This is a genomic window from Kitasatospora sp. NPDC048296, assembly GCF_043201815.1.
Classification (GTDB): Bacteria; Actinomycetota; Actinomycetes; order Streptomycetales; family Streptomycetaceae; genus Kitasatospora.
This window is the reverse complement of sequence record NZ_JBICZB010000045.1, coordinates 26723-45573: the sequence shown is the minus strand read 5'-3', so window position 1 is coordinate 45573 and position 18851 is coordinate 26723. Positions and strand designations below refer to the sequence as shown.

The window sequence follows — 18851 nt, the reverse complement described above, 5'->3', positions numbered from 1 at the left end:
CTCTTCGGCACACAGGCAAGTGGAGTCAACTCCTCCGGTTTCGTCAACGTTTCCCTGATCTTCATACCTGGTACGCCTCCGCACGATCTCTGCCCGCGCATCGACGGCTAGATTGATCACCACCACGAAGAGTGACTGAGCCTCCCGCCCCCGCGGCACGCCGTCCTCCGTGGTCGCGCAGGCGAGGCCGATGCATCGGCGGACCGCCGCGCCGCACCAACAACGCCGACGAACCGGAGCACTGAAGACATGTCGGACTCCCAGGCCGCCACCTGGCCGCTGCTTGCCGGACAGTCGGGCATCTGGTTCGCCCAGCAGCTCGACCTGACCAGCCCGGCCTACCAGGTCTCCGAGTGCGTCGAGATCCACGGCACCGTCGACCCGGTCCGCTTCGAGGCCGCGATCCGTCAGGTGCTCCGCGAGTGCGAGGCCTTCCGGCTGCGCTTCACCACCGTCGACGGCGAGACCCGGCAGGCCGTGAGCCCCGCCGACTCCGTGCGGCTCCGGTTCGAGGACGTCAGCGAGGCGGCCGATCCCTGGGGGGCGGCCACGGCCTGGATGCGGGCGGACCTGGCCCAGCCACTCGACCCCACCCGGGGCCCCGGCGTCGTCCAGGTGCTGTTCCGGGCCGCACCGGACCGCTGGTTCTGGTACCAGCGCGCCCACCACGCCCTGGTCGACGGCTTCTCCGGTCCGCTGATCGCCGCCCGGACGGCCGAGGTCTACACCGCCCTGACCGAGGGGCGCGAGCCGGACCCGGCAGGTGCGCTGCCGCCGTTCCGCCACCTGGTCGAGGAGGAGAGCGCCTACCGCGCCTCCGACCGACACGGGACCGACCGCCGGTACTGGCTGGAGCGGCTCGCCGACCGCCCCGAGCCGACCACCCTGGCCGGACGTACCGAGCCCGCCTCCCCGGCCCACCTGCGGCACGAGCTCCAGCTCACCGCCGAGCACGCCGACCTGCTGCGCGCGGCCGCCCGCCGGCTCGGCGTGAGCTGGTCGGTGCTGGTGCTGTCCGCCGCCGCGCTCTACACCGGGCGGTTGACCGGCGTCGACGAGGTCGTCCTCGGCCTGCCGGTGACCAGCCGGGTCGGCCCGTACGCCCGAGCCGTCCCCGGCATGCTGACCAACGTGCTGCCGCTGCGTCTGCCGGCCCGCCCCGAGCTGACGCTCAAGGAGCTGGTGCGCCGCACCAGCGCGAGCGCCCGTGCGGGGCTGCGCCACCAGCGCTACCGCTACGAGGACCTGCGCCGCGAGCTGGGCCTGGTCGGCGGCGCGGGCCAGCTGGTCGGCGCGACGGTCAACATCATGTCGTTCGACTACGACCTCTCCTTCGGCGGCCACCGGGCCACCTTCCACAACCTCAGCAACGGCCCGGTCGAGGACCTCGCCTTCGTGGTCTACGACCGTCAGGCCGGCCACGGCATGCGGCTGGTCGTGGACGCCAACCCGGCGGTCTACGGTGCGGACGAACTGGCCGGCCACGCCGAGCGCTTCCTGCGGCTGCTCGACACCCTGGCGGCGTACGACCCCGACCTCCCTGTCGCTCTGGTCGACCTGGCCGACCCCGCCGAGCGCGGGGAGCTGATCGCCGCCGGGACGGGCACCACGACCCCGGTCGCCCACACCACGCTGACCGAGGCGTTCCAGGCCCGCGCGGCCCGCACGCCCGAGGCCACCGCGCTGGTCTGCCGGGGCGTGGCCGTCTCGTACGCCGAGCTGGACGAGCGGGCCAACCGGCTCGCCCACCTCCTGATCGGACGGGGTGTCGGTGCCGAGGACGTGGTCGCGCTGGCCCTGCCGCGTTCCGTCGAGATGGTCGTCGCCCTGCTCGCCGTACTCAAGTCCGGCGCGGCGTACCTGCCGGTCGACCCGGCCTGGCCCGCCGAACGGATCGGCTACATGCTGGCCGACGCCCGCCCGGTCCTGGCCCTGGCCGTCCGGGAGACCGTGGCGGTGCTGAACGACGGCGTCACGGTGCTCGCGCTCGACGCGCCGGAGTCCGGCGCGGACGCGGCCGGGTACCCGGTCACCGCCCCCTCGGACACGGAGCGGCTCCGCCCGCTGCGGCCCGAGCACCCGGCGTACATCGTGTACACCTCCGGCTCGACCGGGCGCCCCAAGGGCGTGGTGGGCGTGCACGGCGCCGAGGTCAACCACCTCGCCGCGATCGCCCGGCGCCACCCCCACCTGCCCGGCCGCCCGGCCCTGGCCAAGAGCTCGATGAGCTTCGTCGACGGCTCCAGCGAGGTGCTCGGCTCGCTGCTGCACGGCGAGGGCATGATCCTGGCCGACGGCGAGCAGGCGAAGGACCCGGCCGCGCTCACCCGTCTCATCGCCGAGCACGGTGTCGGCCGCATCATCGTCGTGCCGAGCCTGCTCGCGGCGATGCTCGACGTCGCCGACCCCGCCACCCTCGCCTCCTGTGCGCTGTGGGTGACCACCGGCGAGAGCCTTCCGCCCCACCTCGCCACGCGCTTCGCCGAGCTGCTGCCCGCCGCGCGGCTGGTCAACTTCTACGGCTCGTCCGAGATCTGCGGCGACTCGGTCTCCGGCGACTGCGGCCCGGACCGGCAGCCGATCGGCCTGCCCTTCGACAACACCAGCGCGTACGTCCTGGACGGCGCGCTGCGCCCCGTCCCGGCCGGCTCGACCGGTGAGCTCTACGTCGGCGGGGCGGCGCTGTCCCGTGGCTACCTGCGCCGGGCCGGGCTGACGGCCGAGCGGTTCGTCGCCGACCCCAACGGCCCGGCGGGCAGCCGGATGTACCGCACCGGCGACCTGGCCCGGTGGGACGCGCGCGGCGAGATCGAGCTCCTCGGCCGGGCCGACGCGCAGGTCAAGGTACGTGGCAACCGGGTCGAGCTCGGCGAGGTGGAGGCGGCACTGCTGCGCCACCCGGCGGTGCGCCGGGCGACCGTCCTGGTGCGGGAGGACCGCCCGGGCGATCAGCAGCTGGTGGGGTACGCGGTGCTCGCCGAGGGCGAGGCCGCCGAGCCGGAGGAGCTGCGCCGGCACGTCGCGCTCTCACTGCCGGACTACATGGTGCCCGGCGCGGTCGTGCCGCTGGCGGCCATTCCGCTGACCCCGAGTGGCAAGGTCGACCGAATCGCGCTGCCCGCACCCGAGTTCGCGGCCTCGGCAGCCGGGCGCGGCCCGCGTGACGAGCGCGAGGAACTGCTCTGCGCGGCTTTCGCCCAGACCCTCGGCCTGCCCGCGGTGGGCATCGACGACGACTTCTTCGAGCTCGGCGGCCACTCCCTGCTCGCCACCCGCCTGGTCAGCCGCATCCGCGCCGCACTCGGGGTCGAGCCGACGATCCGCGACCTCTTCGAGGCCCCCACCGTCGCCGCCCTCGCCGAACGCCTGAACGCCACCGTCGCCGCCCGCCCGGCGCTCACCGCCACCGAGCGGCCCGAGACCGTCCCGCTCTCCCCCGCCCAGCACCGGCTCTGGTTCCTCCACCAGCTCCAGACCTCCGGCAGCGCCTACCACCTCCCCCTGGCCGTCCGCCTCACCGGCACCCTCGACACCACCGCGCTCGACGCCGCCCTGGGCGACGTGGTGGCCCGGCACGAAGCACTCCGAACGGTGTTCGGCGAGGGCCCCGACGGGCAGCCCTGCCAACGCGTCCTGACCGACGCCCGGGTGACGCTGACCATCGCGGACACCACCGAGGCGGAACTTGCCGAGGCCCTGGCGGCCGAGGCCGCCCGCCCCTTCGACCTCACCGCCCGACCGCCGCTGCGCGCCCACCTGTTCACCCTCGGCGACGACGAGCACGTGCTGCTGCTCACCGTCCACCACATCGCCGCCGACGGCTGGTCCATGGCCCCCCTCGCCGACGACCTCACCACCGCCTACACCGCCCGCCTCGGCGGCGCGGCACCGCAGTGGACCCAACTCCCCGTCCAGTACGCCGACTACACCCTCTGGCAGCGCGACCTCCTCGGCGACGACACCGACCCCGACAGCCTCGCCGCCCGCCAGATCACCTACTGGCGCGACGCGCTGGCCGGGCTTCCGGAGGAACTGGAGCTCCCCACCGACCGGCCCCGCCCCCTCGCCTCCGGCTACCGGGGCGACACCCTGCCGCTGACCATCCCCGCCGAACTGCACGTCAGCCTCGACGAGTTGGCCCGCGCGCACGGGGTGACGCCGTTCATGGCCCTCCAGGCGAGCCTGGCCGCCCTGCTCTCCCGGCACGGCGCGGGAACCGACATCCCGCTCGGCACCCCGGTGGCCGGCCGCACCGACCAGGCCCTCGACAGCCTCGTCGGCTTCTTCGTCAACACCCTCGTCCTGCGCACCGACCTCTCCGGAGACCCCACCTTCGCCGAACTCCTGGCCCGGGTACGGGAGGCCGACCTCGCCGCCTTCGCCCACCAGGACATCCCCTTCGAGCACCTGGTGGACGCCCTCAACCCCACCCGCTCGCTGGCCCGGCATCCGCTGTTCCAGGTGATGCTCACCCTGCAGAACAACACCCGGGCCGCCCTCGAACTCCCCGGTGTCCAGACCCGGATGGAGTCCGTCGACGGCGGGGCGGCCAAGTTCGATCTCGCCTTCAGCCTCAGTGAACTGACGGCGGACGACGGACAGTTCGGCGGATTCACGGGCACCGTCGAGTACGCCACCGACCTGTTCGACGCCTCGACGGTCCAGGCCGTGATCCAGCGCTGGGTGCGACTGCTGGCGGCCGCCGTCGCCGAACCCGACCTGCCGATGGGCCAGTTGGAGATCCTGGACCCGGCCGAGCGCGAACGCATCCTGACCGGGTGGAACGACACCGCCGCCGAGGTGCCCACCGACCGCACCCTGCCCGAGCTGTTCGAGGCCCAGGTCCGCCGGACTCCGGACGCGACCGCCCTGGTCTTCGAGGGCGCCGAACTCTCGTACGCCGAGCTCGACGCCCGCGCCAACCGCCTGGCCCGCCTGCTGACCGGCCACGGGGCCGGCCCCGAGCGGACGGTCGCGCTGGTGCTGGAACGCTCGGTCGAGATGGTGGTCGCACTGCTCGCCGCCACCAAGGCGGGCGCCGCCTACCTGCCGGTGGACCCGGAGTACCCAGCCGACCGGATCGCCCACATGCTCTCCGACGCCGAGCCCGCGCTGGTCCTCGCCACCGCCGCCACGGCCGAGGCGGTGACGGCACCCGCCGTCCTGCTGGACTCGCCCTCGGTGTCGGCCGAGCTGGCCGAACTCGACGACGCCGACCTGACGGACGCCGACCGGCTCCGGCCGCTGCGTCCGGCCAACCCGGCGTACGTCATCTACACCTCCGGCTCCACCGGCCGCCCGAAGGGCGTCGCCGTCCCGCACCAGGGCATCGTCAACCGCCTGGCCTGGATGCAGCACGAGTACCTGATCGGCGCCGACGACCGGGTGCTGCAGAAGACCCCGTTCGGCTTCGACGTCTCCGTCTGGGAGTTCTTCTGGCCCCTGCTGGAAGGCGCCACCCTGGTGGTCGCCAAGCCCGGCGGGCACAAGGACCCGGCGTACCTGGCCGAGCTGATCCAGCGCGAGCGGATCACCGTCGCCCACTTCGTGCCGTCCATGCTGCAGGCCTTCGTGCAGGAGCCCGCGGCGGCGGGCTGCACCGGGCTGCGCGCGGTGCTCTGCTCCGGCGAGGCCCTGCCCGCCGACCTGCGCGACCGCTTCTTCGCCGCGCTCGACGTCCCACTGCACAACCTCTACGGACCCACCGAGGCCTCCGTGGACGTCACCGCGTGGGCCTGCCGGGAGGCCGCCGACCACGCGAGCGTGCCGATCGGCCGCCCGGTGTGGAACACCGAGGTGTACGTGCTGGACACGTCGCTCCGGCCCGTCCCGCCCGGCGTGCCCGGCGAGCTGTACCTCGCCGGTGTCCAGCTGGCGCGCGGCTACCTGGGCCGCCCCGGCCTGACCGCCGAACGCTTCGTCGCCAACCCCTACGGCGCCGCCGGATCGCGGATGTACCGCACCGGCGACGTGGTCCGCTGGACCGCCGACGGAGCCCTGGTCTACCTCGGCCGCACCGACGACCAGGTCAAGCTGCGCGGCCTGCGCATCGAACTCGGCGAGATCGAGGCCGCGCTCACCTCCCACCACGCGGTGGCCCACGCCGCCGTGATCGTCCGCGAGGACCGTCCCGGGGACAAGAGGCTCGTGGGCTACCTCGTGCCCGCGGACGAGGTCGACCTCGCCGAGGTCCGCAAGCACCTCGGTACCACGCTGCCCGACTACATGGTCCCGGCTGCCCTGCTGGTGCTCGACGCCCTGCCGGTGACGCCCAACGGCAAGCTCGACCGGCGTGCGCTCCCCGCGCCCGAGTACTCCGCCGCCACGTCCGGTCGCGCGCCGCGCACCGCCCGTGAGGCGCAACTCGCGGCGATCTTCGCCGAGTTGCTCGGCGTGGAGACCGTGGGAATCGACGACAGCTTCTTCGAACTGGGCGGCCACTCGCTGCTCGCCACCCGGCTGGTCAGCCGGGTCCGGGCGGCACTCGGGGTGGAACTGGCGATCCGCGACCTGTTCGAGGCGCAGACGGTGGCCGCCCTGGCCGAGCGGGTCGACCGCGCCCGAACCGCCCGCCGGGCCCTGGTGCGGGCGGAGCGGCCGGAGGTGGTCCCGGTGTCCTCCGCGCAGCGTCGGCTCTGGTTCCTGAACCGGCTGGAGACGGAGAGCTCGGCGTACCACATGCCGCTGGCCGTCCGCCTGTCGGGCGAGTTGGACCGGGCCGCGCTGACCGCCGCGCTCGCCGACCTGACCGCACGGCACGAGACGCTGCGGACGGTCTTCGCCGAGGGACCGGACGGCCTGCCGCATCAGCGCGTCCTGGCCGAGGTCCGTCCCGCGCCGGCCCTGTTCGACGTCACCGAGGACTCGCTGACCGGCGCCCTCGCCGCCGAAGCGGCCCGCCCGTTCGACCTGGCCGCGGAACCCCCGCTGCGCGCGGCCCTGTTCACGCTCGCCGACGACGACCACGTGCTGCTGCTGACTCTGCACCACATATCCGGCGATGGCTGGTCGCTGGTGCCGCTGGCGCGTGACCTCGCCACCGCCTACACCGCCCGGCTCGGCGACGCCGCTCCGCAGTGGCAGCCGCTTCCGGTGCAGTACGCCGACTACGCGCTCTGGCAGCAGGAGCTGCTGGGCGACGAGAGCGCTCCGACGAGCCTGCTGACCGGGCAGGTCGCCTACTGGCGCGACGCGCTCGCCGGACTGCCCGAGGAACTGGTCCTGCCCACCGACCGGCCCAGGCCGCCGGTCGCCGGCCACCGGGGCGCGGCCGTCGAGCTGGAGATCCCGGCCGACGTGCACCTCAGGCTCGCCGAACTCGCGCACGAGCACGGCGCGACGCTGTTCATGGCCCTGCAGGCCGGCCTCGCCGCCTTCCTGACCCGCCTCGGCGCGGGCGAGGACATCCCCCTCGGCACCCCGATCGCAGGCCGCACCGACGAGGCCCTCGACGACCTGATCGGCTTCTTCGTCAACAGCCTCGTCCTGCGCACCGACACCTCCGGCAACCCGAGCTTCGCCGAACTCCTCGACCGGGTCCGGGAGACCGACCTGGCCGCGTTCGCGCACCAGGACGTGCCGTTCGAGCAGCTGGTGGACGCCCTCAACCCCACCCGCTCCCTCGCCCGCCACCCCCTGTTCCAGACCATGCTGGCGCTGCAGAACAACACCGAGGCCTCGCTCGACCTGCCGGGTCTGAGCAGCCGTGTGCAGCCGGTCGAGGTGGACACGGCCAAGTTCGACCTCTTCTTCAACCTGTCGGAGCGCACCGGCGCCGACGGCACTCCGGCCGGGATCACCGGCATCCTGGAGTACGCCACCGACCTGTTCGACCGCACCTCCGTCGACGCCCTGATCGCCGGCTGGGTCCGGCTGCTCGCCGGCCTGACGCAGGCCCCGACCCGGCCGATCGGCTCGGTCGAGCTGCTGGAGCGGGAGGAGCGCGACCGGATCCTCACCGAGTGGAACGCGACCGGACTCCCGCTCCCGGACGCCCTGCTGCCGGAACTGTTCGAGGCCCAGGCCGCCCGCACGCCGCAGGCCGTCGCACTGGCCTGCGCGGACGAGGAGCTCACCTACGACGAACTCGACTCCCGGGCCAACCGACTCGCCCGGCTGCTGGTCCGGCGCGGCGCGGGGCCGGAGCGCCGGGTGGCGCTCGCGCTGCCGCGCTCGGCGGAGCTGGTCGTCGCGCTGCTCGCGGTGCTCAAGTCCGGCGCGGCGTACGTGCCGATAGACCCGGAGTACCCCGCCGACCGGATCGCGTACGTACTCGCCGACGCCGGGCCGGAGCTGGTGCTCGCCACCGCCGAGACCGCCGGGCGGCTGCCGGCGGGCACCGCCCGGCCGGTGGTCCTGCTGGACGCCGCCGAGACCGCCGAGACCCTGGCCGGGCTCCGGGACGGCGACCTCACCGACGACGAGCGGACCGCGCCGCTGCGCCCGGAGCACCCCGCGTACGTGATCTACACCTCCGGCTCGACCGGGCGCCCCAAGGGCGTCGTGCTGCCGCACGCCGCTCTGGCCAACTTCGTCGCCGACATGGGCCGCCGCTTCCCGCTCACCGAGCGGGACTGCTGGGTCGCGGTGACCACGATCGCCTTCGACATCGCCGCCCTGGAGCTCTACCTGCCGCTGACCAGCGGCGCCCGGGTGGAGCTCGCACCCCGGCACACCGTGATCGACCCGGTCGCGCTCACCGCGCTGCTGGTCCGCTCCGGCGCCACGATCATGCAGGCCACCCCGTCGCTGTGGCGCGCTCTGGCCGAACGTGCGGACGCGGCGCAGGAGCTGCCGAACCTCCGGGTACTGGTCGGCGGCGAGGCGCTGCCCGGCCCGCTGGCCGCCACGCTGCGCGGCCTGGGCCCGGTCACCAACCTCTACGGACCGACCGAGACCACGATCTGGTCGACCGCCGCGCCGATCGGCGACGTGCCCGTCCCGCCGATCGGCCGGCCGATCGCCAACACCCGGGTGTTCGTCCTGGACGCCTGGCTGCGGCCGGTCCCCGTGGGTGTCGCCGGCGACCTGTACATCGCCGGTGACGGCCTCGCCCGGGGCTACCACGACCGCCCGGCGCTGACCGCCGAGCGTTTCGTCGCCGACCCGTACGGCCCCGCGGGTGCGCGGATGTACCGCACGGGCGACCTCGCCCGCTGGACCGCCGACGGCGAGCTGCTGTTCGCCGGCCGGGCCGACGCGCAGGTGAAGGTGCGCGGCCACCGCATCGAACTCGGCGAGATCGAGGCCGCGTTGCTGCGTCACCCCGGCGTCGCGCAGAGCGCCGTACTGGCCCGCGAGGACCAGCCGGGAGACGTCCGTCTGGTCGGGTACGTGGTACCCGCCGCCGGCGCGGCCGCGGAGCGCGACCGGACTCGCGAGACGGAGCAGGTCGGGGGCTGGGAGACGGTCTTCGAGGCCGAGTACCGGGACACCGCCGAGCAGCCGCTCGGCGAGGACTTCCGGTTGTGGAAGAGCAGTTACGACGGGAACCCGATCCCGCTGGAGCAGATGCGCGAATGGCGGGACACGACCGTCGAGCGGATTCTCGGGCTGCGGCCGCGCCGGGTGCTGGAGCTCGGCGTCGGCAGCGGGCTGCTGCTGGCGAAACTCGCGCCGCACTGCGAGGCGTACTGGGGTACGGACGTGTCCCCGAGCGTGATCGAGGCGCTCCGCGGCAAGACCGCCGGGCTACCGGAGCTGGCGCACAAGGTCGAGCTGGCGGCACGGCCCGCCCACGATCTCGACGGCCTGCCGACCGGCTGGTTCGACACCGTGGTGATCAACTCGGTCGCCCAGTACTTCCCCGGCGCCGACTACCTGATCGACGTCATCGGGCAGGCACTCGACCTGGTCGCACCGGGTGGCACCGTGTTCCTCGGCGACCTGCGCAACCTGCGGCTGCAGCACTGCTTCCAGACCGCGATCCGGCTCGGCGCCGGTCGGCCCGCCGACGCCGCGTCGCTCCGGCAGGAGGTCGAGCGCGGGCTGCTCGCCGAGGAGGAACTGCTCGTCGATCCCGCCCTGTTCAGCGCCCTGCCCGGCATGCTGCCGGAACTCGGCGACGCCGAGGTACTGATCCGCCGCGGCCGGCACCACAACGAACTCAGCCGGTACCGCTACGACGCGATACTGCGCCGGCGTCCGGCGGCTCGGCGCCAGCACGGCGACGGCCCGGCCGTGACCTGGCGCTGGGGTGTCGATGTGAGCGAACTCGACGGTCTGTCACGGCGGTTGGCGGAGCATCGGCCGGCCGGGCTGCGGCTGACCGGGGTGCCGAACGGCCGGCTGACGCACGACCTCGACGCGCTGCGGGCGCTGGAGGACGGCGGCAGCGCGGCAAAGACGCCGGCCGTCGGCCGGACCGCGACCGCGGACCTCGACCCCGAGGAGTTCCACGCGCTCGGTGAGCGGCTCGGCTACGGGGTGGCGATCACCTGGTCGAGCACCGAACCCGGCGCGCTGGACGTGCTCTTCACCGACCCGGAGCAGGCCCGGGTCGGGTCGGCCGTCGAGGAGGTCGAGCCCGGCCCGGTCGCGGCGATCGGGCGCTTCACCAACGTCCCGGCCGGCTCGCGCGACCTCGGCGCGCTGGCCAAGGAGCTCCGCGCGCACCTGGCCCAGCAGTTGCCCGAGTACATGGTCCCGAACGCGTTCGTCACGCTGAAGGCGATGCCGCTGACGCCGAACGGCAAGCTGGACCGCAAGGCGCTGCCCGCGCCGAGCACGTCGGCCTCGGCGGCCGGGCGTGGTCCGCGCGACGAGCGGGAGGAACTGCTCTGCGCGGCCTTCGCCGAGGTTCTCGGCCTGTCCTCGGTGGGCATCGACGACAACTTCTTCGAGCTCGGCGGCCACTCCCTGCTCGCGACCCGTCTGGTCAGCCGGGTGCGCACCGCACTCGGGGTCGAACCGGCCATCCGCGACCTGTTCGAGGCCCCCACCGTCGCCGCCCTCGCCGAGCGCCTCCACGCCACCGGTGTCGCCCGTCCGGCGCTCACCGCCATCGAGCGGCCCGAGACCGTCCTGCTCTCCCCCGCCCAGCACCGGCTCTGGTTCCTCCACCAGCTCCGCACCGTCGGCGCCGCCTACCACCTCCCGCTGGCGGTCCGGCTGTCCGGCTCGCTCGACGTGCCCGCGCTGGGTGCGGCCGTGGGCGATGTGGTGGCCCGGCACGAGGCACTGCGGACGGTGTTCGGCGAGGGCGCGGACGGCCTGCCGTACCAGCGCGTCCTGGCCGACGCCGACATCACGCTGACCGTCGCGGAGATCTCGGAGGCGGAGCTGGCCGGGGCGCTCGCGGCGGAGTCCGCCCGCCCCTTCGACCTCGCCGCCGAACCGCCGCTGCGCGCCCACCTGTTCACCCTCGGCGACGACGAGCACGTCCTGCTGCTGACCCTGCACCACATCGCCGGTGACGGATGGTCCATGGCCCCCCTGGCCCGGGACGTCTCCGCCGCCTACACCGCCCGCCTCGGCGGCGCGGCACCGCAGTGGCAGCCGCTCCCCGTCCAGTACGCCGACTACGCCCTCTGGCAGCGCGACCTCCTCGGCGACGACACCGACCCCGACAGCCTCGCCGCCCGCCAGATCACCTACTGGCGGGACGCACTGGCCGGGTTGCCGGAGGAACTGGAGCTCCCCACCGACCGGCCCCGCCCCCTCGCCTCCAGCCACCAGGGCGACACCGTGCCGCTGACCATCCCGGCCGAACTCCACGGCCGCTTGGAGGAGTTGGCCCGCACGAACGGGGTCACCCTCTTCATGACCCTCCAGGCCGCCCTGGCCACCCTGCTCTCCCGACTCGGCGCCGGCACCGACATCCCCCTCGGCACCCCCGTCGCAGGCCGCACCGACCAGGCACTCGACGAGCTCGTCGGCTTCTTCGTCAACACGCTCGTCCTGCGGACGGACCTGTCCGCAGACCCCACCTTCGCCGAACTCCTGCACCGGGTGCGGGAGGTCGACCTCGCCGCCTTCGCCCACCAGGACGTCCCCTTCGAGCACCTGGTGGACGCCCTCAACCCCACCCGCTCCCTCGCCCGCCACCCCCTGTTCCAGGTCATGCTCACCCTGCAGAACAACACCCGGCCCGCCCTGGACCTCCCGGGGGCACGGGGAGCCGTGGAGCCGATGGGGACCTCGGAGGTGAAGTTCGACCTCTCGGTACGGCTCACCGAGCACTACGCGGGCGGCTCGCCCGCCGGGGTGGACGGTGTGCTGGAGTTCGCCACCGACCTGTTCGACCGGGCAACGGCCGAGCTGGTCGCCGAGCGACTGCTGCGGCTGCTCGCGGCCGTCGTCGCCGCGCCCGAGAAGCCCATCGGCGAGGTCGAGATCCTGGCCACGGCCGAGCGCGAGCGCATCCTGACCGAGTGGAGCAGCGCCGACCCGGTCGAGCCGGTCGCCGGCACGCTGGTCGAGCTGTTCGAGGCCCAGGTGTCCCGGACTCCCGACGCGACCGCCCTGGTCTTCGAGGGCATCGAGCTCTCGTACGCCGAGCTCAACGCCCGCGCCAACCGCCTGGCACACCTGCTGATCGGCCGGGGCGCCGGCCCGGAGGGGATCGTCTCCCTCACGCTGCCGCGCTCGGCGGAGCTGGTGGTGGCACTGCTGGCCGTCGCCAAGTCCGGCGCCGCGTACCAGCCGATCGACCCGCAGTACCCGGCCGAGCGGATCGCGTACATGCTCTCCGACGCCGCGCCGGTGCTGCTGCTCACCGACCGGGCGACGGTCGAGGTCGTGCCGGCGGAGTCGGCCGTGCCGCGGCTGCTGCTGGACGCCGAGGAGACCCTCACGGCCCTCTCGGCGCTGCCCGGTACCGACCCGACCGACGTGGACCGCCTGGCGCCGCTCACGCCGAACCACCCGGTGTACGTGATCTACACCTCCGGCTCCACCGGCCGCCCCAAGGGCGTCGTGGTCGAACACCGCTCGCTGGCCAACTACCTGGGCTGGAGCGGCCCGTCGTACCCGGGTGCGCAGGGCACGGCGCTGGTCCACTCCCCGGTCTCCTTCGACCTCACGGTGGTGGGCCTGTACACCCCGCTGACCTCCGGTGGTGCCGTGCACCTGGCCGCCCTGGAGGACGACCCGGTCACCCGGCGGACCCTCGCGGCCCGGCCGACCACGTTCATGAAGTGCACCCCCAGCCACCTGCCGATGCTGGAGGACCTGCCGGCGGAGTACTCGCCGACCGGACAGATCGCGCTCGGCGGCGAGGCACTGACCGCCGAGGCGCTGGCCGCCTGGCGGGCACTGCACCCGGCGACCGAGGTGGTCCAGCACTACGGCCCGACCGAGGCCACCGTGCACTGCACCGAGAAGCGGATCGCCCCCGGCGCCGAACTGGCCTGCGGCCCGGTCCCGTTGGGCCGCCCGATCGCGGGCGCCCGGCTCCACGTGCTGGACGACCGGCTGCGACCGGTGCCGGCCGGTGTGCCCGGCGAGCTGTACATCGCGGGTGCCGGCCTGGCCCGGGGCTACCTCGGCCGGGCGGGGCTGAGCTCGGAGCGTTTCGTCGCCGACCCGTACGGCCCGGCGGGCAGCCGGATGTACCGCACCGGCGACGTGATGCGCTGGACCACGGACGGCGAGCTGGTCTTCCTGGGCCGTGCCGACGACCAGGTCAAGATCCGCGGCTTCCGGGTCGAACTCGGCGAGATCGAGGCCGCGTTGACCGGTAGGCCGGACGTCCGCCGGGCAGCCGTGGTGGTCCGCGAGGACCGGCCCGGCGACAAGCGGCTGGTCGGCTACCTCGTGCCGGTGGACGGTAGCGCCGTCGACCCGGTCGAGCTGCGCCGCGAGCTGGCGGCCGAACTGCCCGAGTACATGGTTCCGGCGGCGATCGTGGTGCTGGACGCGCTGCCCACCACCGGCAACGGCAAGCTCGACCGACGCGCTCTGCCGGCCCCCGACTGGGCCGCGACGGCGAGCGCGGGACGCGCGCCGCGCACCCCGCGCGAGGAGGTGCTGTGCGCGATCTTCGCCGAGGTGCTGGGCGTGTCCCAGGTCTCCGTGGACGACGACTTCTTCGAGCTCGGCGGCCACTCGCTGCTCGCCACCCGGCTGGCCGGCCGGGTCCGGGCGGCGCTCGGGGTGGAACTGGCCATCCGCGACCTGTTCGAGGCACCGACCGTGGCCGGTCTGGACGGGCGACTGGCGGCCGCCGAGGCGGCCCGCCCGGCGCTGCGGCCGGCCGAACGGCCCGGGATCGTCCCGGTGTCCTTCGCCCAGCGGCGGCTCTGGCTGCTGGAGCGGCTGGGCAGCGCGGGTGCGGCGTACCACCTGCCGATGGCGGTCCGGCTGTCCGGCTCGCTCGACGCGGCCGCGCTGGGTGCGGCCGTGGGCGACGTGGTGGCCCGGCACGAGGCACTGCGGACGGTGTTCGGCGAGGGCGCGGACGGCCTGCCGTACCAGCGCGTCCTGGCCGACGCCGACATCACGCTGACCGTCGCGGAGATCTCGGAGGCGGAGCTGGCCGGGGCGCTCGCGGCGGAGTCCGCCCGCCCCTTCGACCTCGCCGCCGAACCGCCGCTGCGCGCCCACCTGTTCACCCTCGGCGACGACGAGCACGTCCTGCTGCTGACCTTGCACCACATCGCCGGTGACGGCTGGTCCATGGCCCCCCTCGCCGACGACCTCACCACCGCCTACACCGCCCGCCTCGGCGGCGCGGCACCGCAGTGGCAGCCGCTCCCCGTCCAGTACGCCGACTACGCCCTCTGGCAGCGCGACCTCCTCGGCGACGACACCGACCCCGACAGCCTCGCCGCGCGGCAGATCGCCCACTGGCGCGACGCCCTCGCCGACCTGCCCGAAGAACTGGAACTGCCCACCGACCGGCCCCGCCCCCTCGCCTCCAGCCACCAGGGCGACACCGTGTCGCTGACCGTCCCCGCGCACCTGCACACCAGGCTGACCGAGCTGTCCCGCGCACACGGCGTCACCCTCTTCATGACCCTCCAGGCCGCCCTGGCCACCCTGCTCTCCCGACTCGGCGCCGGCACCGACATCCCCCTCGGCACCCCCGTCGCAGGCCGCACCGACCAGGCCCTGGACGAACTCGTCGGCTTCTTCGTCAACACGCTCGTTCTGCGGACGGATCTGTCCGCAGACCCCACCTTCGCCGAACTCCTGGCCCGGGTACGGGAGGCCGACCTCGCCGCCTTCGCCCACCAGGACATCCCCTTCGAGCACCTGGTGGACGCCCTCAACCCCACCCGCTCGCTGGCCCGCCACCCCCTGTTCCAGGTCATGCTGGCGCTGCGCAACAACGCCGAGGCGGAGCTGGCCCTGCCGGGCCTGGCGACCACCGTGCTGCCGACCGAGGGGCGCACCGCGAAGTTCGACCTCTCGCTGTTCGTCACCGAGCAGTTCGCCGAGGACGGCGCTCCTGCCGGTCTGCGCGGTGAACTCGAGTACGCCACCGACCTGTTCGACCGGGCGACGGCCGAGGTCATGGCCGACCGCTGGGTGCGGCTGCTGGCGGCCGTGGCCGCCGAGCCCGGACTGCCCGTCCGCCGGGTCGAGATCCTGGAGTCGGCCGAGCGCGAGCGCATTCTGACCGAGTGGAACGACACCGCCGCCGAAGCGCCGGCCGCCCACCTCCTGCCGGAGCTCTTCGAGGCCCAGGTGTCGCGGAGCGAGGATGCGACCGCCCTGGTCTTCGAGGGCACCGAGCTCTCGTACGCCGAACTCAACGCCCGCGCCAACCGCCTGGCACACCTGCTGATCGACCACGGGGCCGGCCCCGAGCGGACGGTCGCGCTGGTGCTGGAGCGGTCGGTCGAGATGGTGGTCTCGCTGCTCGCGGTGCTCAAGTCCGGTGCCGCCTACCTGCCGGTGGACCCGGAGTACCCGGCGGACCGGATCGGCTACGTGCTGACGGACGGCGCACCCGCGCTGGCCCTGGCGACCAGGGCCACCCGGGGCGTGCTCCCGGGGACGGCCGGGGTCCCGGTGCTGGTGCTCGACGAGCCGGACGCGATCGCACAGTTGGCGGCCCGCCCGGACAGCGACCCGGTGGACGCGGACCGGCTCCACCCCCTGCGCCCGGACAACCCGGCGTACGTCATCTACACCTCCGGCTCCACCGGCCGCCCGAAGGGCGTCGCCGTCCCACACCGGGGTGTGGTCAACCGCCTGACCTGGATGCAGACCGACCACGTCATGCGGCCGGACGACCGGGTGCTGCAGAAGACCCCGTTCGGCTTCGACGTCTCCGTCTGGGAGTTCTTCTGGCCGCTGCTGGAGGGCGGCACGCTGGTGCTGGCCAAGCCGGGCGGGCACAAGGACCCGGCGTACCTGGCCGAGCTGATCCAGCGCGAGCGGATCACCGTCGCGCACTTCGTGCCGTCCATGCTGCAGGCCTTCGTGCAGGAGCCCGCGGCGGCGGGCTGCACCGGGCTGCGCGGGGTGTTCTGCTCCGGCGAGGCCCTGCCGGCCGACCTGCGCGACCGCTTCTTCGCCGTGCTCGACGTCCCGCTGCACAACCTCTACGGCCCCACCGAGGCGTCGGTCGAGGTCACCGCCTGGCGCTGCGAGCCCGGCGCGCAGGGCGTCGCGGTGCCGATCGGCCGCCCGGTGGCGAACACCCGGGTGTACGTGCTGGACGCGCTGCTGCAGCCCGTCCCGCCCGGCGTGCCCGGCGAGCTGTACCTGGCCGGTGTCCAGCTGGCGCGCGGCTACCTGGGCCGCCCCGGCCTGAGCGCCGAGCGCTTCGTCGCCGACCCGTACGGTCCGGCGGGTGCGCGGATGTACCGCACCGGCGACGTGGTGCGCTGGACCGCCGACGGAGCCCTGGTGTTCGTCGGCCGGGCCGACGACCAGGTCAAGATCCGCGGCTTCCGGATCGAACTCGGCGAGATCGAGGCCGCGTTGACCGGCCACCCGGACATCGCGCACGCCGCCGTGGTCGTCCGCGAGGACCGCCCGGGCGACAAGCGGTTGGTCGGCTACCTGGTGCCCGTGGGCGGCGAGGCCGACCTCACCGGCGTCCGCAAGCACCTCGGCTCGATGCTGCCGGACTACATGGTCCCGGCCGCCCTGGTCCCGATGGACACCTTGCCCCTGACCGCGAGCGGCAAGCTGGACCGGCGGGCGCTGCCCGCGCCGGACTTCGGGGCCGCCGTCTCCGGGCGGGAGCCGCGCACCGAGCGGGAGCGGGTGCTCGCCGGGCTGTTCGCCGAACTGCTCGGCCTGGAGCGGGTCGGTGTGGACGACGGGTTCTTCGAGCTGGGCGGTGACTCGATCACCTCGATCCAGCTGGTGGCCCGCGCCCGCCAGGCCGGACTGGTCTTCACCGCCCGGGACGTCTTCACCTGCCAGAGCGTCGCCGAACTCGCCCTGGTCGCCCAGGGCGCGAAAGCGGCCGTCACCGAGGACGCCGACGCGGCCCTCGGCGAGCTGCCGGCCACCCCGATCATGCACTGGCTGCGCGAGCGCGGCGGCCCGGTGGACGGCTTCCACCAGGCGATGCTGCTCCAGGTCCCGGCCGGGCTCGACCCGGACCGGCTCACCGGAGCCCTGCAGACCCTGCTCGACCACCACGACGCCCTGCGCGCCCGCCTGGTGGCCACCGGCGACGACTGGTCGCTGCACGTGCCGCCACGCGGCACGACCCGGGCCACCGACCTGATCACCCGGGTCGACGCCGTGGGTCTCGGTGCCGAGGAGCTGCGAGCACTGTTCGAGCGGCAGGCCCGGGCAGCCCGGGACCGGCTCGCCCCGGCGGACGGCGTGATGGTGCAGCTGGTCTGGTTCGACGGCGGATCCGAGGCCCCCGGCCGGCTGCTGGTGATGGTCCACCACCTGGTGGTGGACGGCGTCTCCTGGCGCATCCTGCTGCCCGACCTCACCGCCGCCTACCAGGGCACCGAACTCCAGCCCACCGGCACCTCCCTGCGCACCTGGGCCACCGCCCTGGTCGCCGAGGCCGACCGCCGCACCACCGAACTCCCGCTCTGGCAGGGGATGCTGGAAGGCGCGGATCCGCTGCTCGGCACCCGCCGGCTGGACCACGCGCAGGACACCCGGCGCACCGTCGGCCACCTGGAGCTGGCCCTGCCGCCCGAGATCACCGAGCCGCTGCTGACCAGCGTCCCGGCGCTGTTCAACGCCGAGGTCAACGACGTCCTGCTGACCGGCCTCGCGCTGGCGGTCAACCGGTGGCGCGGCGACCGGCACGGCCTGCTGCTGGAACTGGAGGCGCACGGCCGCGAGGAGTTCGCCGACACCATCGACCTCTCCCGCACCGTCGGCTGGTTCACCAGCGCCTATCCCGTCCGGCTGGACCCCGGCGCCGCCGACTGGACGGACGTGGACACCGCCGGACCGGCCCTCGGCCGGGCCCTCAAGGCGGTGAAGGACCAGCTGCGGACCATCCCCGACCACGGCCTCGGCTACGGCCTGCTGCGCCACCTCAACCCGCGGACCGGACCGCGGCTGGCCGAACTGGCCACCCCCCAGCTCGGCTTCAACTACCTCGGACGCTTCGCGACCGAGCAGCGCAGCGAGCCCGCCGAGTGGGGACCGGCACCGGAGATGGGCGCGATGTTCGGCGGCGCCGACGAGCTGGCACCGCTGGCGCACACCGCCACCGTCAACGCCCGCACCGAGGACCGCGCCGACGGGCCGCACTTCGTGGCCACCTGGTCCTGGGCGACCGGCCTGCTCTCCGAACAACAGCTACGGCAGCTGTGCGAGTTGTGGTTCGAAGCCATGACCGCGCTGGCCCGGCACGCGGAGGGCGGCCAGACCGGGGGCTTGAGCACCTCGGATGTGCACCTGGTGGAGCTGAGCCAGGACGAGATCGACATGTTTGAAGACGAGTTCGCGGATTGGGACCTGTAAGA

Annotated in this window: 1 protein-coding gene; it reads left to right on the top strand. The window is 74.1% G+C overall.

Annotated features, from left to right (window positions below):
• Positions 1-249 precede the first annotated feature (249 nt).
• Positions 250-18849, top strand: coding sequence for a non-ribosomal peptide synthase/polyketide synthase (locus ACGF12_RS24565; RefSeq protein ID WP_393033911.1), 18600 nt, complete (start codon positions 250-252; stop codon positions 18847-18849).
• Positions 18850-18851 lie beyond the last annotated feature (2 nt).

Excerpts from the sequence above, each read along its gene's own strand:
- ACGF12_RS24565 (WP_393033911.1), top strand. The coding sequence starts at position 250 with ATGTCGGACTCCCAGGCCGCCACCTGGCCGCTGCTTGCCGGACAGTCG.